The organism is Bradyrhizobium australiense (genome assembly GCF_013114825.1).
In the GTDB taxonomy this organism is placed as follows: Bacteria; Pseudomonadota; Alphaproteobacteria; order Rhizobiales; family Xanthobacteraceae; genus Bradyrhizobium; species Bradyrhizobium australiense.
The window spans coordinates 559,852-583,138 of record NZ_JAAVLX010000003.1 but is presented as its reverse complement, the minus strand read 5'-3'; the positions used below and the strand labels follow the sequence as shown (position 1 = coordinate 583,138).

Here is a 23,287-nt window from a genome sequence, read left to right as displayed (position 1 = left end):
TTGTGCCGATGTCCGCCAAGATCGATCCCACAGAAAGCCCGGCCAGCGACAAGCCGCACTACCACGGCCATCGCGAGCGGCTGCGTGAGCGGTTTTACGGCGCCGGGCCGGAGGCGCTGAGTGATTACGAACTGCTGGAGATGGCACTGTTTCCGGCCCTGCCCCGGCGCGACACCAAGCCACTGGCGAAAGCGCTGTTGAAAAAATTCGGCTCGTTCGCCGAAGTCATCCACGCCCCGGTCGCGCGCCTGCGCGAGGTCGATGGCATTGGCGAGGCCTCGATCAACCAGATCAAGCTGCTCGCTGCCGCCGCGAGCCGGGTCGCGAGGGGCGAGATCAAGCGCAAGGTTGCGCTCTCCTCCTGGAACGACGTGGTCGACTATTGCCGGAGCGGCATGGCATTCGCCGACAAGGAGCAGTTCCGCCTGCTGTTCCTCGACAAGCGCAATCAACTAATCGCCGACGAGGTGCAGCAGACCGGCACCGTCGACCACACGCCGGTCTATCCGCGCGAGGTGATCAAGCGCGCGCTCGAACTATCGGCGACCGCGCTGATCCTGGTGCACAATCACCCCTCAGGCGATCCGACGCCGTCGCAGGCCGATATCCATATGACAAAGGCGATCGTCCAGATCGCCACCCCGCTCGGCATTTCGGTGCACGACCACATCATCGTCGGCAAGAACGGTCACGCAAGTTTGAGGGGACTGAAGCTGATCTAGCAATTTTTGGCTGTCCATCGTGGATTGAGGGCGGCGCACGCCTGCATATTTAGTCCAGTGCCGTGATCGGCAATTTCATGTTGCGAAGCTGGTGGGGCGTTGCTCCGCGCATTTGCTACGCGGCCAGTTTGCCGCCGCCATGATGGAGCGCCGGATGCAGACGACACGCCGAACCTTCGTGCAGACCTCGTTGGCAACGGCCGCTGCCGCGCTCTTGCCAATCTCGCTCCATGCGCAGCAAGACCAGCCCGGCCGGCGTCAAATACCTTCAACCGGCGAGGAGATGCCGATGGTCGGGCTGGGGACCTGGATCACCTTCAACGTCGGCAACGATCCGGTGCTCCGGGACGAATGCGCTGATGTCATGGCCGCCTTCTTCGAGGCGGGCGGCCGCATGATCGACTCCTCTCCCATGTATGGCTCGTCGCAGCCAGTGGTCGGCTACGGCCTTCAAAAACTCGGACGACCTCCTGCGCTATTCTCGGCCGAAAAAGTATGGACCTTCTCGGCAACGGCGGGTTCAGCCCAGATCGAGCAATCGCGCCGCTTCTGGGGTGTGCCGAAGTTTGACCTCGTTCAGGTTCACAACCTCCTCGCCTGGAAGCCGCATCTGCAGATGCTTTTCCCGATGAAGTCGGCCGGTGCGGTGCGTTACGTTGGAATCACCACGTCAGAAGGCCGCCGTCATGATCTTCTCGAACAGATCATGCGGAACGAGCCCGTCGATTTCGTGCAGTTCTCCTACAATGTCGTTGATCGCGAGGCGGAGGCGCGGCTATTGCCACTGGCGGCAGAGCGCGGCATCGCCGTGATCGTCAACCGGCCGTTCCGGCAGGGCGAACTGACCCAGCGCCTCAAGAACAAGCCGCTGCCAGAATGGGCGGCCGAACTCGGGGTGTCGAGCTGGGCGCAGCTAATGCTGAAGTTCATCCTGTCTCACCCAGCCGTCACCGTCGCAATTCCGGCGACCACCCGCGTCGACCATGTGCGTGAAAACCTCTCGGCCGCCGCCGGAACGATGCCTGATCCGGCCACGCGGCAGCGCATCGCGGCTCACGTGCAGGCGCTTTGATGTCGGAGTGGTGGACCTATCGGGCGGAGGATTTCCTGCTGTTTTCGCCACGCGTCTACTGGCGCATGTTCGAATTACACAATGCGACGCTCTGGCCTCTACACGTCGTGACGCTCGCCACCGGCCTCCTCATCATCCTGCTGATCGCGTGGCGGCCGGAAACCTGGGCGCGCTGGATCGCACTTATCCTGGCGATCCTCTGGATCTTCGTCGGGTGGTCCTTCCTGTGGAGCCGCTACGCGACCATCAACTGGGCTGCCGCCTATATCGCGCCGGGATTTTTCGTTGAGGGCGCATTGCTCCTTGCCTCATCGTTGCTCGATGGTCTCGCTTTCGACCGGCGCCGGCCTGCCGGTTGGATCGGGTATCTCATCCTTGGCTTCGCGATCGCCGGACAGCCCTTGCTTGCGCCGCTGCAGGGACGCGGCTGGGCCGCGTCCGAGGTCTTTGGCATCGCGCCGGATCCGATGGCGATTGCGACGCTCGGCGTTGTGCTCCTCGCCCGCGGCAGGCTGTTGCCATGGTTGCTGCCAATCCCCGTTCTCTGGTGCCTCATGAGCGGCATGACCCTTGCGACGATGGGAGAGCCGCAAGCCTGGGCTCCTTATGGCGCCGTGGCGCTTACCGCTATGGCCTGGATCTGGACGATCATCCGTCAGCGCGGATCGCTTCCAGCCGCGTGAACATGCGTCAGACGATCTGGGAAATATTATAGGCGATACCGCCCTCGACCAGATATCCCGATCCGACGCAGACGATGTCGTTCATCCAGGCATATTGCTCGGCCCCCGTTTCGAACAGCGGATTGGTCCGGAAGTAATAGCGCGACGGGTCGATCTGATATCGTTTCGCGGGATCAGCCATTTCTGACCGCAATTCGGGCGGCGTAAGCCAGCGACCGCCATAGGTCATGTGCACCAGCGCGCCGTCATGCGTGCGTAACGTCAGGCGGACGTCGAGCGACATCGCGCCATCAGCGCGAAACAACGCCCAGTCGCCGCCGCCGGGGACCACCTTGCCGCGCAGCCTGGGACCTTCGAAGGTTCCACCGGCCGCTCCGAACAGGATGCGGCGGCCAAGCGGGCCATCGCCAATGTTCAGCCTGGGATTGAGATCGACGACGATGTCAAACAATGGTGCCGTCCTGATCGCGGCGACGGGTTTCACCCGCGGATCTACTGTCATCTGGGGTCCTGTTCGCAACGCAATAAGAGTCATTCGGCGGCAAGCTGCCGGACGCCGACATGCCAAAGATCTTGCGGCGTACCGTGTCCGTCGAGACGCCGGACTGGGCGCAGAGTTCGGCGAGGTCGAAGACAAATCGCTCTCGGACGATCCGGTCGTCCTTGAACGCAAACTGGATGAACACGGGAAGATCAGCGCGCCTGCCGTTTGGCACCATGCCGAAACGATCGCCGGTCATGGTCATCTGGACGCGGCCCCAGCAGACAAGTGTATCGTCATTGGCGGCGTGGCCCTCCAGGGCGACGTTGTAATCGGGGAACGAGGCGAAGAACCGGGTCAGCACTTTCTCGTTTTCGGCAAGCCCGCGGGCGCTGGTGCCGAAGGCTGGCGCTTCCAGCTGCATGTCTTCGTGAAGAACCTTTAACGCCGCCGGCACGTCCTGACGGCTCTTTGCGACTGCCAATGCCTGCGCGAGTTCGAACATTCGATCGCCGTTCATGCCCCTCCTCCAACGAATTAATGGGCGGCACGGCCGAAACCATACCAAAGGTTTTTTACATACCGTATGTATGTTATATGTTTATAGGATCGTAAGCGTCAAGTGGTATTTCGGAGCATGCAGGAAGCTGGACGTGAACGAACCCGCCGCGAGGAATACACGGAGACCACGAGGCAGGCGCTGCTGGCCGCCGGCCGGGAGATTTTTGCGAGCGAGGGCTATCAGGCGGCGGGGATCGAGGCGATCTCGCGCGCCGCGCGGGTGACGCGGGGCGCCTTCTATCACCACTTCGAGGACAAAAAGGCGCTGTTCGACGCCGTGGTCGTCGCCGTGCAGATCGAGGCCGCCGCAAAGATCGAGGCGCGGGCAAAGACGCAGCGCAAGGTATGGGACCGCCTGACCGAGGGCATCGAAGCCTATCTCGACGTCTGTCTCGAACCGGCCTATGCGCGCATCGTCATCCAGGAAGCTCCGGCCGTGCTCGGCCAAACGCGCTACCGGGAGATCGAGGAAGCCCATCCGATGGCCCTGCTCACTGCGACGCTCAACGCGCTAAAGCGACAGGGCGAACTGGATTTCGAGGACATCGAGCTCTTGAGCCGGATGGTCGATGCCATGATCTGCGAGGTGGCGCTGTTGCTGCCGGGCGCAGAGAATCCGAAGAGGCTCCGCGCCCGCGGCCAAAAGATCATCGGCAGCCTGCTCGGCGCCTTCCGCACGACTTGAGCGCAAGCGCGCTCACGGCGCGACCCATCGTTGCACCGCCTCGGTGGTATCGGCCGGCGTGGTGTTGAAGCAGATGCGCGTTTGCGGCGCGGCGAGATGAACCAGATTGATGATCCGCTCGAACAAGTGCAGCCGCTCTCGTGGCTCCCGCAGTCCGGCGCCGATCACGACGCAGTCATAATGCTTTGCGCCCAGCGCCGCTGCCGCGACGGCTTCGGCGGTCTCGCCGAGATCGATCAGGCAGCTATCGGCCTCATAACCCATCGCGCGAAGCTGCTCGATCTGAGCTGCAATATAGCTCGTCACCAGTTCGGCCGTGAGCCCCGGAAAGGCGCTGAAGTCGACCAGGGAAGGCTCGATACCGATGGCGAGCACGGTCTTTTTGGCCATGCGGCTGCTCCAGGCAGGTGATCACCGGGAAACGCGCGCATGGTCAAACAGGTTCCGGCTTTGAGATTGACATCATCGTTCGTCCTGCATCGAACCATTATTGTCGCAAGATCGGCCATTGTGAGCCGCATCGCCGCTCAACGAGCACGTGCTGGATATTTCACAGGAGAACACCATGGCCACCACAAACAACGCAAACCAGAACCTCGTCGTCACCGCGTTCTGGGAAGTCAATTCGGGCGAAGAAGCTAGCGTCGCGGAGCTTCTGAAAGATTTCTTGCCGCAGGCGCAGCGTGAGTCCGGCGTCAGAGAGTTCCAGATTCACCAGAACATCGCAAAGCCGCGGGAGTTCTTCTTTTACGAGGTCTTCGCAGGCGAAACGGCCTTCGCCGAGCATCAGCAGACGGAGCACTTCAAGAACATCATTCTCGGGCAGGCGATTCCGAAACTCGCCAAGCGCGAGCGGTCGCAGTTCCGGTTCATCTGACATCAGGACGGCTCGGGCGCGCCACTGCTCATCTCAGTGGCCCGCCGCCGCAACAACTCGCGTTCGCGCTTGTTGGTCGCAAGCATTGACGCGAGCTCGAACGCAGCGCGGGCTTCTACAACACGGCCGAGTTTGTGCAGCAGATCGCCGCGGACGCTTGGGAAGAGGTGATAGGTTTTCAGCGCGGGCTCCCCAGCCAATCCGTCCACGATCGCGAGCGCGGCCGCCGGCCCCTCGGCCATACCGATCGCCACAGCGCGGTTGAGTTCGATGATCGGCGAGTGCACCAGCGCGCCAAGTTTGGCGTAGAGTTTTGCGATACGCGGCCACTCGGTTTCATCAGGTGTAGCGGCTCTGGCGTGACAGGCGACGATCGCCGCCTGCAGCGTGTAGAAGCCGCGCCCGCCGCCGAGTTCGCAGGCCCGGACCAGCGCCAGCAAGCCACGGCGGATCTGAAGACGGTCCCACAGTGCGCGGTTCTGGTCCATCAAGAGGATCGGATCGCCGGCTGCGTCGGTGCGCGCCGCGATGCGCGAGGCATTCAGCTCCATCAGCGCGAGCAGGCCGTGGGCCTCGGCTTCCTTCGGCGCGACCAGCGTCAGCACCCGGCCCATGCGCAGCGCGTCGTTGCAGAGCTGAGGCCGCAGCCATTCATCGCCGCGGGCGGCCGTATAGCCCTCGTTGAAGATGAGATAGACGACCTCCAGCACCGAGGCGAGCCGTTCCGAAAGCTGCTCGCCGCGCGGGGTTTCATAGGCAAGCCCGGATTCCGACAGCGTCCGCTTGGCGCGCACGATGCGCCGGGCAATGGTCGCTTCCGGCTGCAGGAAGGCGCGCGCGATCTCTTCGGTGGTCAGCCCGCAGATCATCCGGAGGGCCAGCGCCGCGCGGGCTTCGCGCGAGAGTCTCGGATGGCAGGCGGTGAATATCAGCCGCAGCAATTCGTCGCCGATATCGTCGTCGAGTGCGGCGTGCGGATCCGGCATCGCCTGTTGCTCCTGCTCGAGATCGCGCGTCAGCATTTCATGCTTGCGCGCGAGCATGCTGCGGCGGCGCAGATGATCCAGCGCACGGCGCTTGGCCAGCGCCATCAGCCATGCCCCGGGCTTCTCCGGCACGCCGCTGGCGGGCCAATGCTCCAGCGCCGCGACCAAGGCTTCCTGGGTCAGATCCTCCGCTAACGGCACGTCGCGCAGCATTCGCGACAATCCCGTGATCAGGCGCCGGATCGACATGGCCCTGAATTAATTTCGTCCGGCTTCCCCAGGATGGTTGCTCATATGTTGCGCGGGGGGATACTGGCCCTGTTGGGTCCTGACCGATGCGCAGGGGAGCAAGTATGAAATCGGGCCCATTTCGGCTTGGCGTCCTGGAGTCCCTGGCAATCGCGGCGGCCAGCTTCATTTTCGTAACAGCGCCGGCCAGTGCCGCCACCATCGTGGCGCTTGGCGCCAGTAATACCTATGGCAAGGGGGTAGCGCGCGCTCAGGCCTACCCCGCGCAACTCGAGGCGATATTGCGGGCCAAGGGCGCCAACATCCGTGTTGTGAACGCCGGCATAAACGGCGACACCACGGAAGGCATGTTGCGACGTCTGGACCAGGCCATACCGAAAGGGACCAGCGCCGTCATCCTGCAGCCAGGCGGCAACGACCGCCGCAAGGGCTCGCCCGATCGGACATCGGAAATTCAAAGCCGGCTGAGTGGCCGTGGCATCCCGGTGATCATGATTCCAAACAGCGCATTCAGGGGATTGCCGCATCAGCCTGACGGCCAGCATCTGACCCCGGAGGGCTATCACATGCTCGCCGAGCAGGTCGCGTCCCAGATTGCCGGAGTGATCGGCCGCTAGTTCACGATACCGACAGCTGGAAGCTACTGTCCCCGGATCATGATCAGGGGATCGGCGGTATCAGGCACCCGCCGCCACTGCGCATTGTCGTCGGCCTCGAACTGCCAGGTTTCGCCCCTGGCCGACATCAAAATCATCTGCCCGCGCTCCAGCCGCCACTGGTTTGGCGCAAAGGCCGCAACCGCCGGATCGCATTTCGGCTTCAGGAACACCTGGAAATTATCGCCGGTCGCTTCGGTGTTGGTCAGCGTCAGGCCGCAGACCGTCTGGCCGTTGCCGCGGACCATCGACCAGTCGCCGATCATCTGGTCCATCGACTTGGCGAGCGAGCGGGCGGCGGCGAGGTTCTGCAGGATATAGACGCCCTCGCCGGTCCGCAGGCCTTCGAAAATGCCGCTCTCGACCTCGGTGAAGTCGATCACCGGCTGGCCGGCCGCATCCTGCAGCCGCACGATATCCAGCCCCTTAATATTCCAGGCGGTGATGTGCTTGGTGAACGGCAATGCCTTGGCGCAGCCGGGCTCAAGCTCGAGCTTGAGCCCTTGTGGCGTCGCATCACCCTTCATCGTGATGACGCAAGTCTTGCTGCGCTCGGTGGTCGCAAGTTCCCACTGCCCGATCATGTCTTTCTTCAGGGTCGAAGCATCTTGCGCCACCACGTGCGGCGCAAGCGCGAGCAGCGCCGTCAGCGCTGCTGCCGTAATGCCCGAACACCTGCGCAACATCAGCGCCCTTTCACCGGGGTTTCCGGAACGGGCGTCAAGGGCGCCTTGCCGGCAAACCAGTTTTTCAGGTTATCGACCACGAGCTGATCCATGGCGTTCCGCGTTACCACCGAAGCTGAGCCGATATGTGGCAGCAGCACGACATTTTGCATGGCCTTCAATTCGTCCGGCACGCTCGGTTCGTTGGCGAACACGTCGAGCCCGGCGGCGAGAATGGTGCCGGATTTCAGCGCCGCGACCAGCGCCGGCTCGTCGACGACGGAGCCACGCGCAACGTTGATCAAAACGCCCCGGGGCCCGAGCGCCTGCAACACGTCGGCATTGATCATCTTGGCGGTCGAGGCGCCGCCGGGCACGATCACGATCAGCGTGTCGACCTCCTTCGCCATTTCCATCAGGTCGGGATAGTGCTGGTAGGACACGGCCGACGACGGATTGCGCGAATGGTAGGAAACCGGCACGCGCGAGGCTTCTAACCGGCGTCCGATCGCCTGTCCGATGCGGCCCATGCCGACGATGCCGACCTTGCGGTCGCGGAGCGAACCGACACTCAAGGGATAGTTCTGGGTTTGCCACAGGCCGGAGCGCAGATAACGGTCGGCCTTGACGAACTCGCGCAGAGTCGCGATCAGAAGCCCCATCGCGACGTCGGCGACTTCTTCGGTCAGCACATCGGGCGTGTTGGTGACGACGATGTTGTGCTCGCGCGCATAAGCGGAGTCGACGTGGTCGTAGCCGACGCCGAAGCTTGCGACGATTTCAAGCTTGGGAAATTGCGACAGCGCCTTCGCATCGGCCGGCACCATGTGATAGGTGACCGCCATGCCGCGGATCTTGGCTACCGCATCTGGCGTCAACCGCTCGAGGTCTGCGCGGCTCTCCGCCATATGCAGGACGAATTGATCCGAAAAGCCGTTTTCCAGGATCGGCCTGACAGGTCCGTAGATCAACAGATCGATCTTCTCGGACGAAATATTCGCGGCAGCCATCAATTTTCCTTTCCAAGCGCGCTCTCATGCCAGCGCCGTAGTACCAGATGCGAAACTAGCGCCAGCAGCCCATAGATGACAATCCCGGCCACCGACAGCAACAACAACGCCGCGAACATTCGGGGAATGTTGAGGCGATAACCGGATTCGGCGATCCGGAAAGCAAGCCCGGAGCCGGCGCCTGCCGCGCCCGCCGCGATTTCGGCGACCACGGCGCCGATCAACGACAGCCCGCCCGCGATCCGCAAACCGCCGAGGATGAACGGCAGCGCCGCCGGCAATTTCAGGTACCGCAGCGTCTGCAGCCGTGACGCGCCATAGAGCTGAAAAAGCCCGGCCAGATTGCGATCGACCGAATTCAGCCCGAGCGTGGTGTTGGACAGAACCGGAAAGAAACCGACGATCCAGGCGCAGACAATGACCGCAGTCTGCTGCGGCAGATAGATCAGCAACAACGGCGCGATTGCGATCACAGGCGTGACTTGCAGGATCACGGCATAAGGAAACAGCGAATATTCCAGCCATTTCGATTGATTGAACAACAGCGCCAGCGCAACGCCGCCGACGGCTGCGGCGATAAAACCTTCCAGCGTCGTGAGCAAGGTCACGCCGAGCGATTCCGACAGCACCGGCCAGTCGCTGACGAGCGTCTGAAACACGGTTGTCGGGCTCGGCAGCACATAGGGCTGAATATCGTTGATGCGGACCACGAATTCCCACAACGCCAGGCCCGCCGCGAGCACGACGACCGGCAGCAGCATGCGGCCGAGGTTCTGCAGGGAACTCATGCGCCGCGCTGTCCCGAATAGGAAGGCGCCAGGGCGCCCGAGACCTCGCGGCAATAGCCGGCATAGTCGACCGAGGTGCGAAACTCCTCCCCGCGCGGCTCCACTGTCGCGATGCGAAACTCGGCGCTGATGCGGCCCGGCCGCGCGGTCATCACGATCACCCGCTGCGAAAGATAGACCGACTCGAACACCGAATGGGTGACGAAGATGACGGTCTTGTGCAGCTTCCGCCATAGTGCCAGCAGGTCGTTGTTGAGCCGAAAACGCGTGATCTCGTCGAGCGCCGCGAACGGCTCGTCCAGCAGCAGAATGTCCGGGTCGGTGACGAGCGCACGCGCAAGCGAAACCCGCATCTTCATGCCGCCCGACAGTTCACGGGGATATGCATCCGCAAATTCGGCAAGCCCGACCTGCGCCAGCGCCTCCTCGATGCGCCGGTCGGCCTCGGCCGACGGCGCGCGCGCGAGCTTCAGCGGCAGGCGAACGTTGTCGCGCACGCTCCCCCACGGCATCAGGGTCGGCTCCTGAAACACAAATCCGATGGGATGCCGCCCATCCGCCTTGGCGCGATGGGAAACGTTCACCGTACCCGCACTCGGCGTGCTGAGCGCCGCAATCAACCGCAGCGCGGTCGACTTTCCGCAGCCGGAAGGCCCGAGCAGAGAGACGAACTCGCCTTTCGCGACATCGAGATCGAGCGGCCCGAGAGCGGTCACGCCGTTATCATAGGTCTTGCCTACCGCGCGCAGACGCACTGCAAAGCCTGCCGCATCGATATCCGTCTCCGACAAAGCGGGCTCGGCCATCTCGCGTCAGTTCTTCGGCCGCAGATCGAGACCGACGGCCTTGTTGACGAAGCGCAGCGTGTAGGCCTGGCGGTAGTCGATATCGCGGCGAACCACGCCGGCCCGCACCATCTTGTCAAAGAAGCTCGCAACGCGGGCGTCATTCATGGCGCCGATGCCGTCGCGCAAGGTGTCGCCGGAATCGACGATGCCGTATTCCTTCATCTTGGCGACGGAATAGTTCAGCAGTTCATCGGTCATTTCCGAATTCATCGTCTTGATCATCGCATTCCCGGCCGAATTGTCGCCGTAGAGATAATTGTACCAGCCGATCACGGAGGCATCGACGAAGCGCTGCACGAGGTCGGGTTTTTTGTCGACGATCTCGCGGCGAGTCTCGATCAGCGTCGAATAGGCGTTGAAGCCGTGATCGGCGAGCAGGATCACGCCCGGCTTGAAGCCCGCCGCCTTCTCGACGGCGTAAGGCTCGGAGGTCACATAGCCCTGCATCGCGCTCTGCTTGTTCACGATGAAGGGCTGCGGATTGAAAGTGTAGGGTTTTACCTTGCTCTCGCTGAACCCATATTCGGACTTCAGCCACTGGAAATAGCTCGCGACACCTTCCTTGGACACCAAGAGCGTCAGCGGCTTGAGATCTTCGAGTTTTGCAATCTTGGTTTCCGGATGGGTGAGGAATACCTGCGGATCCTTCTGGAAGATCGCAGCGACCGCGATCAACGGGACATTGTTGGCGACGGCGTCGAACGATTGCAGCGTGTTCGCGCTCATGAAGAAGTCGAGCTTGCCCGCGGTCAAAAGGATGCGGTTGTTGGTGTTGGGCCCGCCGGGAACGATGGTGACGTCGAGGCCGTATTTCTTGTAGGTGCCGTCGGCAACCGCCTGGAAAAAGCCGCCGTGCTCCGCCTCCGCGACCCAGTTGGTTCCGAACGACACCTTGTCGAGGGTTTCGGCGCGCATAGGCATCAGTCCTGCGGCCAGCGCCAGAAGACCTGCGGTTAACGCTCGCAGCAAAAAGGCCGAGTTCATGGTTGGACTCCGTCGATCGTTCTGGCCCATGATGGGAGGCAGTAGATGTGGATATCGTCCCACGGCTTATCCAGGAATTGGATCAATTCCCGGACTATCTAACAAACTACCCTGCAAATTCATCCAAAGAAACGCTTCGCTCAATGGCCTCAACCGTTCCGCCCCGCGACTGGACTGATATCCACTGGCCTGGCGTCGCCAGCGCCGACGTCGCGTGCTGGATCGCGGTGCTGCCATTGGCGGCGACCGAGCAGCACGGCCCGCATTTGCCGCTGGAAACCGACGTCCTGATCGGGGAGGCCTATCTGGCGCGGGTGCGCGAGCTGTTACCCGTCGCGCTGCCCGTCACCTTTCTGCCGCTGCAGCCGGTCGGCATTTCCACCGAGCACATCGATTTTGCGGGCACGCTGACGCTGCCGACCGATGTCGCACTGAAGGAATGGACGGCGATCGGCGAGAGCGTGGCGCGATCGGGCATCCGCAAGCTCGTGATCGTGACGAGCCATGGCGGCAATAGCGCGGCGATGTCGCTGGTCGCGCAGGATCTGCGCGCGCATCACGGGCTGCTCGTGGTGACCACGAGTTGGTCGCGCTTCGGCGCGCCAGATGGATTGTTTTCCGCCGAAGAGCTGCGTCACGGCATTCATGGCGGCGCGGTCGAGACCTCGATCATGCTGGCGCGCTATCCGCACACTGTGCGGATAGAGGCGATCGCGGATTTTCGCCCCGCCAGCATTGCGATGGAGAAAAAATTTCGTTGGCTCTCGGCGCACCGGCCGGTCCCTTTCGCGTGGCAGGCGCAGGACCTTAACGAAAGCGGCGCCGTCGGCGACGCCACCAAAGCCTCCGCGGAGAAAGGCGAGCAACTACTGGATCACGGCGCGCGGGCGTTCTGCGAACTGCTCGATGACGTCGACAAATTCGATCCGGAATTGTTTCTTGGTAAAGCATAGAATCGCGATTTATTTTTCGTAACCATCTGAAATATCGGGGAAATAAACGACGAAACCATATTTCCGGCCGTCGCCTCGAACCGCTTTCTAGAGCGATCCGTCCAACTGTGCATGCGGACCACAATGGCCGCCCAACACAGGATGGAGACTTCCATGTCGATCAAGACCAAGCTCGCCGCTCTCGCTCTTGCTGCCCTTGCCGTTACCGGCACGATCGCATCCACCACCCAGGCGCAAGCCAAGCCGCTGCATTGGGGCATTGGAGCCGGTCTCGTCGGCGCCGCGATTGTCGGCACTGCAATCGCCGCCAGCAATGACGGCTACTACTATGACGGCTATCGCCGCTGCGGCTGGGTTCGCCAGTTCGATGCGTTCGGCAATTACATCGGCCGCGTCCGGACCTGCGCTTACTGATTTCTGCGGCTGACTTGGTTGCTGTTCGAGAAGCGATTTCCTTCCAAGCAAACCACTTCAGACCCTGAAAGCGCTTCTCGTGGATCAGCGTCCGGCACGGGCGCCTCATCCACCCCCGTGCCGCACCCGACCCGCCCGGTTGTCCCCCCGGGCGGGTCAACTTTTTGCAAGCCCAGCCACCACCCTCGCCCGACGCCGCCCGCGATCTGTCAGCCATGTCTCCGAACACCCGTCAGTGATGTGGCCGAACGAGTTGCAGCCGATGGCGCGGCGGCCAATGTTGCAACTACGTCACGCAACGATGTCATTAAGCAGAGTTGTTCGCCGGCTTCTTGCTATTGCGAATTACTTGCAATAAAGCTCGGGGCGTGAGTGGCGGAATGACCCGATTTGGCGCTGACCGGAGGGAACCCCAGGAATCCGATCGGGGCGACGGGGTTGATGACTTCATTTGTCAGGTGGCGGCAGGCATTCGAATCTGCAGTGATGTCGGGCAGCGCCGCACGCGTCGCACCGGGAAAGTCCGCACTGTGAACCGCAACCGCCGATCTCTGGAACATGCACTGGCCGGCGCCGCGCTCGGCGCGCTAGTGCTCGGCAATCCGGTGATCGCGGCCGACATGCCCCTGAAAACGCCCCATCTTCGCCCGGCGTTTGATTGGAGCGGCTTCTACATCGGCGGGCATACCGGCTACGGCCGCGGCTCTTCGACCGCTGTGCTCTCCGATCCGCTGGCTGTCTCGACCAACAGCGTCTTCAGCGGCGTGAGCGGCGGCGTCCAGGGCGGTTACAACGTTCAATTACCGTCCGGACTGTTGCTCGGCGTCGAAGCCGACCTGACCTTTCCGAACTACATCACTTCGAACTCGATCGTTTCGACGCTCACGGGCGCGCGCTCCGAGGTCGTCGAGAAAATGGATTATGCTGGCACCTTGAGGAGCCGCATCGGCTATGCCAGCGGCCATTGGCTGCTTTACGCCACGGGTGGTTTTGCCTTTGCCGGCGAGCGCTTCATCAATACGCCTGATGTCGGCACCGACCAGAAGCACATCAACGTCCGTCCCGGCTGGGCCGCAGGCGCCGGTGTTGAATACGCCTTCGCGCCGCACTGGAGCGTCAGGCTCGAATATCTCTATAGCCGGTTCGATCGCGCCAATGTTCGCTTCCCTTCTGGTGCGGAACATAGCTCGACTCTCGATTTCCAGCAGGTTCGCATCGGCCTCAATCGCAAGGTCGACTGGCCCGGATCGAAAAGCTGGACGCCGAAGACCGACCTGACTGATCCAGAATCCGATCGCTGGGAGATTCATGGGCAGACCACCTATCTGGGCCAGGGCTACCCGGCATTCCGCGCGCCCTATACCGGCACCAACAGCCTGACGCCCGCGCGACAGGCGCAGGCCACCTGGAGCAACAGCCTCTATCTGAACGCCCGGCTCTGGGAAGGCGGCGAAGTCTACTACAATCCCGAACTGCTGCAGGGCTTTGGCCTGAGCGATACTGTCGGCATCGCCGGATTTCCCAGCGGTGAGGCGCAGAAGTCGAACTTCCCCTACCCCCACTACAACACCTCGCGGCTTTATGTGCGCCAGACCTTCGGATTTGGCGGCGAGCAGGAGGAGCTTGCCAGCGGGCAGCAGCAGCTTGCCGGCAAGGTCGACGTCAACAGGCTGACACTACAGGCCGGCAAGTTCTCGGTTGGCGATGTCTTTGACGGCAATTCCTACGCCAAGGATGCCCGCCGAGATTTCATGAACTGGTCGATCTGGGCGCCCGGCGCCTTCGACTATGCCGCCGACAGGCTCGGATTGACCTACGGCGTGACCGCCGAACTCAACCAGAAACAATGGGCGTTGCGCGGCGGCTATTTCATGATCGGCGCAGTCTCCAACTCCAACAATTTCGACACGCAGGTCTTCCGCCGCGGCCAGTATGTGGCCGAACTGGAGACGCGCTATCAGCTGTTCTCCCGTCCCGGCAAGCTGCGCACCATCGGCTGGGTGAGCAGCGCCAATTCCGGCAGCTATCGCGACACGCTGAACGATCCGGCGCTCAATCTCGACATTTCCCTGACCCGCACCGGCCGCCTCAAATACGGTTACGTCTTCAACGTCGAACAATCGGTCACGGACGATCTCGGCCTATTCGGCCGCTGGAGCTGGAACAACGGCAAGACCGAGATCATGTCGTTCACCGACGTCGACGCCTCACTCTCGCTCGGCGCCTCGATCAAGGGCACGACATGGGGCAGGCCGGACGACACGATCGGCATCGCCGGCGCGATCAACGCGCTGTCGCGCGATCATCGCGACTTCATCGCCGCCGGCGGGCTCGGCCCGCTGATCGGCGACGGACAGCTCAATTACCGCAAGGAGCGCATCCTCGAAACCTATTACGCCTACGCGCTCACCAGGCAGATCACGCTGACGGCGGACTACCAGTTCGTCACCAATCCTGCGTACAATGCCGACCGCGGCCCGGTCCATGTGTTCTCCGGCAGGCTGCACGGAGAGTTCTAGTGCCCTTTGAGGCACCCCATGCTCTATTTTGTGATCAAGTGCGCCCTGTCTGGAATCATCATTGCGGCGGTGTCGGAAATCGCCAAGCGCAGTCCGGCGTTCGGCGCGCTTGTCGTGTCGCTGCCGCTCGTTGCATTGTTGAGCATCCTCTGGCTCTGGCGCGACACCGGCGATACGGAGCGCGTGGCCGGCGTCGCGGAGTCGACGTTCTGGTACGTGCTGCCGTCGCTACCGATGTTTCTGATGTTGCCGGCGCTGCTCAGGGCGGGCGTGGGGTTCTGGCCCAGCCTCGCCGCCGGCTGCGCGGTGACCGTGATCCTTTACTTCATCACCGCCTGGGTGCTCGCCCGGTTCGGCATCAATCTCTGAAAGCTGGTCGCCTTCCGCTCTTGCTTCCGCGCTGACCAAACGATAGAGCGCCGGCAGCACGAACAGCGTCAGGAACGTCGCCGTCATCAGGCCGCCAATCACGACGGTGGCCAGCGGCTTCTGAACCTCCGCGCCGGTGCCCGTCGCAAGTGCCATCGGAACGAAACCGACGGACGCGACCAGCGCCGTCATCGCAACGGGGCGCAGCCGGGTGACCGCGCCCTCAACGATCGCCTCCCGCGGTGGAAGGCCGCTCGCAATGAGCTGCTTGATGAAGGTCAGCATCACCAGCCCGTTGAGCACGGCAACGCCTGAGAGCGCGATGAAGCCAACCGCCGCGGAGACCGAGAACGGCATGCCGCGCAGCCAGAGTGCGACGATGCCTCCGGAGAGCGCCAGCGGCACCGCGCTGAAAACCAATAGCGCGTCACGCGCCGATCCCAGCGCCGCGAACAGAATCAGGAATATCATCGCAAAGCACGCGGGCACCACGATACTCAGCCGCTCGCGCGCCGATGCGAGGTTTTCGAACTGCCCTCCCCAGGTGATCCAGTATCCGGGCGGGAGCACCACGCGTTGCGAAATCTTCTGCTGGGCCTCCTGCACCACAGAGCCGATATCGCGGCCCCGCACGTTTGCCGTCACCACGACGCGGCGCTTGCCGTTTTCGCGGCTGACCTGGTTAGGCCCGTCCGAAAACGTCAGCGACGCCACGTCGCGCAGCGGCACCGTCATGCGCGACGGCTGTCCGTCCACGCCCGGCAACGGCACCGGCAGGCCGAGAATCACATCGGCATTCGTCCGGATCGCATCCGAAAGGCGGACCACGATCTGGAACCGGCGGTCGCCTTCGAACACCAGCCCGGCCTCTCGGCCGCCGATGGCGGCGCCGATCACGTCCTGAACGGCGGCAATGCTCAGTCCGCGGCGCGAGATTTCTTTTTTGTCGATGGCGATTTCGACGAACGGCAACCCCGTCACCTCCTCCACCCGCACGTCCTGGGCGCCGCCGATGCTACGCAGCACGCCGACGATCTGGTTTGCGGATTTCAGCATCGGCTCGAACTCGTCGCCGAATATCTTGACCGCGATGTCCTCGCGGACGCCCGCAATCAACTCGTTGAACCGCATCTGGATCGGTTGCGAGAAGCTGAAGCGGGTACCCGGCAATTTCTGCAATTCGGATTCGATCCGTTCGACCAGCTCCGCCTTTGTCATGGACGGGTCGGGCCATTCCTGTTGCGGCTTCAGGATGACGTAGGCGTCCGCGGCATTGGGCGGCATCGGATCGGCGGCGATGTCGGGCGTGCCAACGCGAGAGAACACGAAGGCCACTTCGCGGAACTTCGAAACGGTATGCTCGAGATCAAGCTGCATGGCCTGCGATTGAGCTAGTGACGTACTCGGAATCCGCCGCGCCTCGATCACGAGATTCTTTTCATCGAGCGTCGGGTTGAACTCCTGTCCGAGCGACAGAAAGACCAGGATGCTCAGCGCAAAAACGGCGGCACCTGCACTCACCACGATGCCCGGTGCCTTCAAGGTTCGCGTGAGCGCCGACCGGTACAGGTCGGTTGCGCCCTGAACCATCCTGTTAGGCTTTTCCTGTACGCGCCCGGTTACCGCAATCGCGATCATCGCCGGAACGAAGGTCAGCGAAAGCACGAAGGCCGACAACAGGGCGATAATAACGGTCAACGCCATCGGCTCGAACATCTTGCCTTCGACACCGGAGAACGTCAGCAGCGGGACGTAAACCAGCATGATCACGGCCTGCCCATAGACGGATGGCGCAACCATTTCCCTGGCGGCCAAGCGCACCGTCTGCAGCCGCTCCGGAAGTTCGAGTTGGCGTCCCAAACGATGCTGCCGTGCAGCCAAATGCCGGAGACAGTTCTCGGTGATGATGACGGCGCCGTCCACGATCAGGCCGAAATCGATTGCGCCGAGACTCATCAGGTTGGCGCTGACCTTGACCTGCAACATGCCGGTAGCCGTCAACAACATCGCGGCGGGGATCACCAGCGCGGCGATCAGCGCCGCGCGAAAATTGCCGAGCAGCGCAAACAGGATGAGGATGACGAGGAAGGCGCCCTCGGCGAGGTTTTTGGCAACGGTATAGATGGTGGAATCGACCAGTTGCGTCCGGTTGAGCAGGGTTTTGGCGACGATTCCCGGCGGCAGCGTCGCGTTGATCTGCTCGATCTTTGCCGCGGCCGCGGCGGATACGGTCCGGCTGTTGCCGCCGATCAGCATCAGCGCGGTCCCGAGCACGGCCTCGTGCCCATCGACGCTGGCGCTGCCGGTCCTGAGTTCGCGCCCGATCAATATGTCCGCGAGATCCTTGACCCGCAGCGGCGTGTCGCCGCGGGTAGCGACGACGATCTCGCCGATCTCGGAGATATCTTCAATTCGGCCGGCAGCCCGTACCACATAGTTCTCGCCATTACGCTCGACATAGTTCGCACCGCGGCTGACGTTGTTGGCCTGAACGGCCTTCACGATGTCGGCGAAGGAGATGCCATAGGCGATCGATTTCGCCGGGTCAGGCGCGATCTGATATTGCTTGACGTAACCACCGATGGCGTCAGCACCGGCGATCCCCGGCACCATCCGCATTTGCGGGCGGATGATCCAGTCCTGGACAGTGCGCAGGTAGACCGCGCGTTCGAAATCGCTGCGCAGGTGCCGGGCTTCCGGCGTGAGATAGCTGCCGTCGCTCTGCCAGCCCGGCCTGCCGTCCACGATGGCCGCATCTTTGGGCGGCTTCTGGTATTCGAGCGCCCACCAATAGACCTCGCCAAGGCCCGTCGAGATCGGGCCGAGCCGGACCTCGGCCTCGGGGGGGAGCGATTGCCGGATCTCCTGCAGCCGCTCGTTCACCTGCTGGCGTGCGAAGTAGATATTGGTCTTATCGCTAAAGACCGCCGTTACCTGGGCAAAGCCGTTACGGGAGAATGACCGCGTATGCTCGAGAGTCGGCGTGCCCGCCAGGGCATTTTCGATCTGGAACGTGATCTGCTTTTCCATCTCCACCGGCGTCAGCGCCGGCGCGATGGCATTGATCTGGACCTGGTTGTTGGTGACATCAGGCACGGCGTCGATCGGCAGCTTGTTGAGCGACCAGATGCCAAGCGCGCAGGCGACAGCCGTCAACAGCACGACGAACCAGCGGCTACGGACCGAAAGATCGAGGATCTTTTCAATCATCACTCGTCCGCCTTTGCTTTTCCGAGCTCGGACTTCAGGATGAACGTGTTGAGCACGGCGACGATCTCGCCTGACTTCAGACCGCCCAGCACTTCGACCGATTCCTCCGTCATCGCTCCCACCTGCACCGCGCGGGATTCAAATCCCTCCGGAACCTGCACGAACACCAGAGGCCTTCCGTCGATCGCCTGAAGCGCATTTCTTGGAAGCAGCAGCGGGACGGCGCGCCGGTCAACCGGAATATTCGCGCTGACGAAGGATCCGGGGCGCCAGCGCCCCTCCGCGTTATCGAGCGAGACAATGACCCGCGTCGTCCTGGTATCCTTGTTCACCATCGGGCTGATGAAAACGGTCTCACCGGTAGCCTTCGCACGGGCCGAGTCTTCGATTGCAAGGCCATCGCCCTCTTTCAGCAGCGCGAGGTCCGGCGCCGAGGCCACGAGTTCGACCCAGACGGACGACAGATCGGCGATGACGTAGATCTCCTTCTCCTGCTGGTCGCCGCCGACGGGCGCGCCGAGATCGACTCTCCGGTCGATCACCCGGCCGGCAATCGGCGACCGCAGAGCATAGCGTCTGAGGTTCGCGACCGGCTGTTTCGGAAGCTCTGCGATCTCGGTCTCATCGACATCCAGCGCAGAGAGTTTCTGGCGCGCCAGATCGTGCCGCAGCTTCGAGAGGGAAAATGCATTCTCCGCGCGGAGGAATTGCTGCTCGGCGGATATCTTCTTTTCGAACAGCGACCGCTCGCGCTCGAACAGCGTCGTCTGCAGCTCGAGATTGGCACCCGCCGTCAGGAATTCGCTCTTGGCGTCGGCAACCTCGCGGCTCTCAAGGTAGGCGACAACCTCGCCCTTCTGAACCACGTCGCCAAGGCGCTTGCGCAACTCGACGACGGTCCCGATTACCTTGGCCGGCACATGACCGATCCGGTCGGGATTCATGATGACGTTGCCCGGCACGCGCACGGTTCGCAACAGCGTACCGGGACCGGCCGGCGCCACCTCGATCCGCAAGGCGGCGATTTGCGCTGGCGACAGTTTGATGAAGCCTTCGCGGCCGGGCTGGGTTTCCGGCGCAGCCCAGGCCGGCTGCATGCACGCCAAGAGCAGCCCCACGCCGAGGGCTGACAACTTTCTTGATATCCACATCGAGATCGTTCCTGCGAGAAAGCTCGCGCGGCGCCAGTGGCGGCGGATAGGCCGACGACCGACGCCGCGCATGGACACCGTTCGAATCCATTCGCCGGGCGCAGATGCGCCCAGACAGCTTTAGATGCAGGTGGTTCTTGGGGGACGTTCGGGGGTGGGCTGCTTCAGCCCGTCGACAGGCAGGAACGCCGGCAGCGGGACGCTTTCCGCCCTCAGTTGAAGGGTCGCGACTGGAGCGTCCACGGCGGGCAAGCCCACTGATCCGATGTCGACCGTGTGAAGATGCGGAATGACCTGGTCTTCGTCATGATCGGGCAATCCGCAGGAACGGTCGTCACCGAGGCAGATGATCGTCGCAACAGGCGACGCGGCCTGCGCGACCTCGACCTCATGATGCGCGCTCTCGCTCGCGGACACGGCCGCGCTCGTGCCGAACGACAAGGTCAGCACGATACAGAAGAGAGCCAGCCAGCGTGACCTAAACCCGGCCAGCCCCGGCTTGCTGCGAAGGGCGTTCATGCGTGTCTGTATAGATAATCGAGCGACATCCCACAACCGGCGTATCGCGGATGCGCGAACCGGAATTAACGCCCCCACAATTGCCGCAATCCGGAGACCTTACCGTCCTGCCGGGATTCAAGCAGCCGTGGGAAACCGTTGGGATTCTATCCCGCCGGCTGGAACGAATCTGCGCGCGCCATCGCCCATGCATCGCGGTAGCGCGGATCCTGGGTGCCTTCGATCAACTCGCCCGGACGCAGCGAAGGATAGAGTTTCGCAAATGACATGACCTCTGTGCTCGACGTGCGCTTCGAGAAGTGGATTGGCCGCAGCTGCTTCGGGTGGTCGAGGCCGGCGGCGGCGAGAAGCTCGGACAGCGCGTGCAGGGTGGCATGATGGTACATGTAGACCCGCTCGGTCTTGAGTGGCACCACCAGCGCCCGGGCACGGGTAGGATCCTGCGTGGACACGCCGGTCGGACAACGATCGGTGTGGCAGCTCAAGGACTGGATGCAGCCCAGCGCGAACATGAATCCGCGCGCGGAATTGCACCAGTCGGCGCCGATTGCCATGGCGCGCGCCATATCGAAGGCGGTCGCGATCTTGCCGGCGGCGCCGATCTTGATGCGGTCGCGCGCGTTGATGCCGATTAACGCGTTATGGACAAAACTGACGCCCTCGCGCATCGGCATGCCCAGATGATCCATGAACTCCAACGGCGCCGCGCCGGTGCCACCTTCATTGCCGTCGACGACGATGAAGTCCGGATAAATGCCGGTCTCCAGCATCGCCTTGCAGATCGCCAGGAATTCCCAGGGGTGCCCGATGCACATCTTGAACCCGGCCGGCTTGCCGCCCGACAGGCGGCGCATCTCGCCGATGAATGCCATCATCTGCAGCGGCGTTGAAAACGCGCGGTGAGTGGCCGGCGAAATGCAATCCTCGCCCATCGCGACGCCCCTGATCTTGGCGATCTCCTCCGACACCTTGGCTGCCGGCAGCACACCGCCATGTCCGGGCTTGGCGCCCTGGCTAATCTTGAGTTCGACCATCTTGATCTGGTCGTCGGCCGCGACGCGGGCAAATTCCTCCGAGTTGAACGAACCATCGCGGTTGCGGCAGCCGAAATAGCCGGAACCGATCTCCCAGATGAGATCGCCGCCGTTTTCGCGATGATAGGGGCTGACACCGCCTTCTCCGGTGTCATGCGCGAAGCCGCCCTTCTTGGCACCTATGTTCAGCGCGCGCACGGCATTGGGGCTGAGCGCGCCAAAACTCATCGCCGAGATATTGAAGACCGATGCCGAATACGGTTTGGTGCAATCCGGGCCGCCGATAGTGACGCGGAACTCCGCGGCGCTACGAGCCTTCGGCGCCACCGAGTGATGCATCCATTCGTAACCCTCACGATAGACGTCTTCCTGGGTGCCGAACGGCCGCTTGTCGAGCTGCATCTTGGCGCGCTGATAGACCAGAGCGCGGGTGTCGCGGGAGAACGGCATGCCGTCCTTCTCGCTCTCGAAGAAGTATTGCCGGATCTCCGGCCGGATTTCCTCGAGCAAAAAACGAATATGCGCCGAGATCGGATAGTTGCGCAGAACGGCATGATTCTTCTGCAGCAGATCACGAATGCCGAGCAGCGTGAGCGCGCTGAAAATCACGATCGGGATCAGCAGAATTTCCCACACCTTCGGATTGTGGTCGAAAAGCCCAATACCGATCAGCAATGCCGTGACGACGGCGCAGACCGTCAAAATAATGTAGCGTGGCGAGAACGGCAGCAGCAACGTGTCCATGGAACCCTCAGCCCAATTAGTCGCGCTCGGCCGGCAGCTTAGTCCAACCGCCGGAACGAGCGCTACACGATATACGGAGCGACGGCCACGGAAGTGACGGCGGCTCGAAAAATAATCGGCTTTTTTCGCCGGATCGAAATAGACCTGTCGCCTTTTGCAATGCAGCGTAACGACCCGGCGCCTGCCGTTCAGTGGCTGTGCAACCGCATCTCGTGCGGAATCTTGCCCTGCTGCAGGCCGTGCTGGGCCAGCCATGCGTCGGTGGCGAGGACGGCGCGGTCGATATGGTCGGCGGTGCGCGAGAAATCGTAGGGTGAGCCTACCAGCGGGCATAGCGGCGGCACCACGAAATACTCGATGTCCGGCGCCAGCGCTTCGAGCTCGCTGACCAATTGCCGCGCGATCAGGAGCGTCAGCGCGTGCAGCGCGTTGGCGACCGCGCCGACCGGCGGCGCCTGGTTCGCGCAAGCATGCCCGGTCGGCAGAATGATCAGGCGCTTTGCGCCCTTCTTCACAGCGACCTGAATCGGCGTGTTGCTGGAGATCGCGCCGTCGGCGAGATAGGTGTCCTTGTAACGGATCGGCGAGAACGCGCCTGGGATTGCGGTGGAGGCGACGATCGCTTCCGCGGTGGAGCCTTCCGACAGCACCACGCTGTCGCCGGAGATGATATCGGTGGCGACGATATGCACCGGCAGCTTCGCCTGTTCGAGATTGCGGTAGGGAATGTGATCCTCGATCAGCTTGCGAATGCCGTCGTGCGGGATCAGGAAATCGCGGCGCCATAGAAAGCTCAGCACCGTCCGCCAGCTAATCGGAAAGACGTCGTGCCGCTGCAATCCGCGCCAGATAGCCGCCAGCCGCTGCACGCCATCAAGCGTGGGATCGCCGGCATAGAACGCGCCGTTCAACGCCCCGACGCTGGAGCCGACCACCATGTCGGCGGTCACGCCGTGGGCGGCGAGCGATTGCAACATGCCGACCTGGATGGCACCGAAACTGCCACCGCCGGCGAACACGAAGGCGGTCTTCCCGGGACCAATCTCGTCACGCACCGGCACGCACGCACTCCCTCAATCATCGCGTCGGCAACGGCCGCGCGGCGTT

The 23,287-nt window shown here is 62.7% G+C and carries 23 protein-coding genes and 1 pseudogene; 10 read left to right on the top strand and 14 right to left on the bottom strand.

The window, feature by feature from the left end:
* The first annotated feature begins 8 nt into the window (after positions 1-8).
* The 3 genes from radC to HCN58_RS09850 all read left to right on the top strand — a co-directional run bounded on the left by radC (position 9) and on the right by HCN58_RS09850 (position 2,477).
* The gene (radC, locus tag HCN58_RS09860) at positions 9-722 is read left to right on the top strand and encodes a RadC family protein (protein ID WP_171579156.1); all 714 of its coding nucleotides are present in this window, start codon (positions 9-11) and stop codon (positions 720-722) included.
* Between the two features lie 154 nt (positions 723-876).
* Complete coding sequence (locus HCN58_RS09855) at positions 877-1,794, top strand: aldo/keto reductase (protein ID WP_171579155.1); 918 nt, start codon at positions 877-879, stop codon at positions 1,792-1,794.
* Positions 1,794-2,477, top strand: a complete 684-nt coding sequence (locus HCN58_RS09850) for a DUF6064 family protein (RefSeq protein ID WP_171579154.1) — start codon at positions 1,794-1,796, stop codon at positions 2,475-2,477. The genes HCN58_RS09855 and HCN58_RS09850 overlap by 1 nt, the downstream gene beginning before the upstream one ends.
* Before the next feature lie 7 nt (positions 2,478-2,484).
* Here HCN58_RS09850 and HCN58_RS09845 read toward each other — a convergent pair whose 3' ends face one another.
* Both HCN58_RS09845 and HCN58_RS09840 read right to left on the bottom strand, forming a co-directional pair.
* Complete coding sequence (locus HCN58_RS09845; RefSeq protein WP_235983515.1) at positions 2,485-2,928, bottom strand: DUF3237 domain-containing protein; 444 nt, start codon at positions 2,926-2,928, stop codon at positions 2,485-2,487.
* Positions 2,921-3,463 (bottom strand): ester cyclase, encoded by a 543-nt coding sequence (locus HCN58_RS09840; RefSeq protein ID WP_235983514.1) that lies wholly within the window; start codon positions 3,461-3,463, stop codon positions 2,921-2,923. The genes HCN58_RS09845 and HCN58_RS09840 overlap by 8 nt, the downstream gene beginning before the upstream one ends.
* 132 nt (positions 3,464-3,595) lie before the next feature.
* On the opposite strand from HCN58_RS09840, the gene HCN58_RS09835 reads away from it, so the two are divergent.
* Positions 3,596-4,204 carry a TetR/AcrR family transcriptional regulator gene (locus HCN58_RS09835; RefSeq protein ID WP_171579151.1) on the top strand — a complete coding sequence of 203 codons (609 nt, stop codon included), beginning with the start codon at positions 3,596-3,598 and terminating at the stop codon, positions 4,202-4,204.
* 12 nt (positions 4,205-4,216) lie between these two features.
* Here HCN58_RS09835 and HCN58_RS09830 read toward each other — a convergent pair whose 3' ends face one another.
* Positions 4,217-4,594, bottom strand: a complete 378-nt coding sequence (locus tag HCN58_RS09830) for a hypothetical protein (RefSeq protein ID WP_171579150.1) — start codon at positions 4,592-4,594, stop codon at positions 4,217-4,219.
* A 175-nt stretch (positions 4,595-4,769) separates the two neighbouring features.
* Between HCN58_RS09830 and HCN58_RS09825 the strand changes: the two genes are divergently transcribed.
* Positions 4,770-5,081, top strand: coding sequence for a putative quinol monooxygenase (locus HCN58_RS09825; RefSeq protein ID WP_171579149.1), 312 nt, complete (start codon positions 4,770-4,772; stop codon positions 5,079-5,081).
* A gap of 2 nt (positions 5,082-5,083) precedes the next feature.
* Here HCN58_RS09825 and HCN58_RS09820 read toward each other — a convergent pair whose 3' ends face one another.
* The gene (locus tag HCN58_RS09820; protein WP_171579148.1) at positions 5,084-6,316 is read right to left on the bottom strand and encodes an RNA polymerase sigma factor; all 1,233 of its coding nucleotides are present in this window, start codon (positions 6,314-6,316) and stop codon (positions 5,084-5,086) included.
* A 104-nt stretch (positions 6,317-6,420) separates the two neighbouring features.
* Between HCN58_RS09820 and HCN58_RS09815 the strand changes: the two genes are divergently transcribed.
* Complete coding sequence (locus tag HCN58_RS09815) at positions 6,421-6,933, top strand: GDSL-type esterase/lipase family protein (RefSeq protein ID WP_171579147.1); 513 nt, start codon at positions 6,421-6,423, stop codon at positions 6,931-6,933.
* A 23-nt stretch (positions 6,934-6,956) separates the two neighbouring features.
* On the opposite strand, the gene HCN58_RS09810 is transcribed toward HCN58_RS09815, so the two are convergent.
* Genes HCN58_RS09810 through HCN58_RS09790 form a run of 5 tightly spaced genes read right to left on the bottom strand, consistent with a single transcriptional unit; the run spans position 6,957 to position 11,267 of the window.
* Positions 6,957-7,658, bottom strand: coding sequence for an AprI/Inh family metalloprotease inhibitor (locus tag HCN58_RS09810; protein WP_171579146.1), 702 nt, complete (start codon positions 7,656-7,658; stop codon positions 6,957-6,959).
* On the bottom strand, positions 7,658-8,647 hold the full coding sequence (locus tag HCN58_RS09805; protein ID WP_171579145.1) for a 2-hydroxyacid dehydrogenase: 990 nt from the start codon (positions 8,645-8,647) through the stop codon (positions 7,658-7,660). The genes HCN58_RS09810 and HCN58_RS09805 overlap by 1 nt, the downstream gene beginning before the upstream one ends.
* Positions 8,647-9,435 carry an ABC transporter permease gene (locus HCN58_RS09800; protein ID WP_171579144.1) on the bottom strand — a complete coding sequence of 263 codons (789 nt, stop codon included), beginning with the start codon at positions 9,433-9,435 and terminating at the stop codon, positions 8,647-8,649. Before HCN58_RS09800 ends, HCN58_RS09805 begins: the two co-directional genes overlap by 1 nt.
* Positions 9,432-10,241 carry an ABC transporter ATP-binding protein gene (locus HCN58_RS09795; RefSeq protein ID WP_171579143.1) on the bottom strand — a complete coding sequence of 270 codons (810 nt, stop codon included), beginning with the start codon at positions 10,239-10,241 and terminating at the stop codon, positions 9,432-9,434. Before HCN58_RS09795 ends, HCN58_RS09800 begins: the two co-directional genes overlap by 4 nt.
* A 6-nt stretch (positions 10,242-10,247) precedes the next feature.
* Positions 10,248-11,267 carry an ABC transporter substrate-binding protein gene (locus HCN58_RS09790; RefSeq protein ID WP_171579142.1) on the bottom strand — a complete coding sequence of 340 codons (1,020 nt, stop codon included), beginning with the start codon at positions 11,265-11,267 and terminating at the stop codon, positions 10,248-10,250.
* 143 nt (positions 11,268-11,410) lie between these two features.
* Between HCN58_RS09790 and HCN58_RS09785 the strand changes: the two genes are divergently transcribed.
* The 4 genes and pseudogenes from HCN58_RS09785 to HCN58_RS09770 all read left to right on the top strand — a co-directional run.
* On the top strand, positions 11,411-12,220 hold the full coding sequence (locus HCN58_RS09785) for a creatininase family protein (RefSeq protein WP_171579141.1): 810 nt from the start codon (positions 11,411-11,413) through the stop codon (positions 12,218-12,220).
* Between the two features lie 153 nt (positions 12,221-12,373).
* Positions 12,374-12,634 (top strand): hypothetical protein, encoded by a 261-nt coding sequence (locus tag HCN58_RS09780; protein ID WP_171579140.1) that lies wholly within the window; start codon positions 12,374-12,376, stop codon positions 12,632-12,634.
* A gap of 620 nt (positions 12,635-13,254) precedes the next feature.
* Complete coding sequence (locus HCN58_RS09775) at positions 13,255-15,153, top strand: carbohydrate porin (RefSeq protein ID WP_171579538.1); 1,899 nt, start codon at positions 13,255-13,257, stop codon at positions 15,151-15,153.
* 18 nt (positions 15,154-15,171) lie between these two features.
* Positions 15,172-15,459 (top strand): annotated as a pseudogene (locus HCN58_RS09770) (DUF3147 family protein); the annotation flags it as partial.
* On the opposite strand, the gene HCN58_RS09765 reads toward HCN58_RS09770, so the two are convergent.
* From HCN58_RS09765 to HCN58_RS09745, 5 genes are all read right to left on the bottom strand, one after another.
* Positions 15,382-18,732, bottom strand: coding sequence for an efflux RND transporter permease subunit (locus HCN58_RS09765; RefSeq protein ID WP_235983513.1), 3,351 nt, complete (start codon positions 18,730-18,732; stop codon positions 15,382-15,384). The pseudogene HCN58_RS09770 and the gene HCN58_RS09765 sit on opposite strands and share 78 nt — an antisense overlap.
* On the bottom strand, positions 18,732-19,955 hold the full coding sequence (locus HCN58_RS09760; protein ID WP_235983557.1) for an efflux RND transporter periplasmic adaptor subunit: 1,224 nt from the start codon (positions 19,953-19,955) through the stop codon (positions 18,732-18,734). Before HCN58_RS09760 ends, HCN58_RS09765 begins: the two co-directional genes overlap by 1 nt.
* A 48-nt stretch (positions 19,956-20,003) precedes the next feature.
* Positions 20,004-20,402, bottom strand: a complete 399-nt coding sequence (locus tag HCN58_RS09755; RefSeq protein ID WP_171579138.1) for a hypothetical protein — start codon at positions 20,400-20,402, stop codon at positions 20,004-20,006.
* Between the two features lie 146 nt (positions 20,403-20,548).
* Positions 20,549-22,180, bottom strand: coding sequence for an FMN-binding glutamate synthase family protein (locus tag HCN58_RS09750; RefSeq protein ID WP_171579137.1), 1,632 nt, complete (start codon positions 22,178-22,180; stop codon positions 20,549-20,551).
* Positions 22,181-22,368: 188 nt separating this feature from the next.
* Complete coding sequence (locus tag HCN58_RS09745; protein ID WP_311966791.1) at positions 22,369-23,241, bottom strand: patatin-like phospholipase family protein; 873 nt, start codon at positions 23,239-23,241, stop codon at positions 22,369-22,371.
* Positions 23,242-23,287 lie beyond the last annotated feature (46 nt).